Below are 834 nucleotides of genomic sequence, written 5' to 3' on the forward strand. Positions count from 1 at the left end.
CAATACTGGCTGCCTCTATCCGAGTGATGAACCAGCGACTGCTCCGTTCGACGGTGCTTTACCGCCCGGCGCAGTGCGTGTGCTACCGACTCGGTGTGCAGGCTTTCATGGACGTGATAGCCCACGATCTTTCGCGAAAAGGCATCCGTCACCAGGCTCAGATAGGCCACACCCTCCTGCGTTGGCAAATAGGTGATGTCAGCCACCCAGACTTGTTCCGGGCCGCTTGGAACAACCTGATCAGGACCTGGCTTGAGCAGGTTCGGATGGCGTCGGAAGCGATGATGGCTGTCAGTCGTCTTGTGATAAGCCCGCTTGCGAGCCACCAATAAACGTCTTTCCCGCAGGATCGAAAACAGCCGATCTCGACCCACTTGCAGCTCAAGTTGAGGCTGGCAATGCAGCAAATAATGCAGCTTTCGGGTGCCCAGTCGCGGCTGCCGTTGACGTTTTTGCTGAACGAAATCGACAACCTTCTGATCCAGAACCAGACGAGCAGCGTAGGCGCGATTGCGTTTGTAGTAAGCCTGTCGGCTTATCCCCATGAACTGGCAAGCCCTGCTGATGCTCAGGTTTTGGATTCGTTTTTGCGCGAGGACTTGCCGGGACGCTTTTTTACGACAGAGAGACCGTAGTCATTTTTCAAAACATCCACGACCGCCTCGAAAAACTGCGCTTTCTGATTGGACAGCGCCAACTGTTCTTCAAGCTCTTTGATGCGTTGCTCTGGCGTTAATGGTCGGTTTTTGTCGGGCATAGACCCCATCCTCGGCGAGCCAATGTATGTGCCTGGGCTCCAATCCTGCCGACCATGCTTGCGTAACCACGTCAGAA

1 pseudogene is annotated in these 834 nt (G+C 54.9%); it reads right to left on the reverse strand.

From position 1 onward, the window contains the following. Nucleotides 1-834: pseudogene (locus KW837_RS28540) on the reverse strand (IS3 family transposase); the annotation flags it as partial.

The organism is Pseudomonas sp. PDM24 (genome assembly GCF_019218905.1).
In the GTDB taxonomy this organism is placed as follows: domain Bacteria; phylum Pseudomonadota; class Gammaproteobacteria; order Pseudomonadales; family Pseudomonadaceae; genus Aquipseudomonas.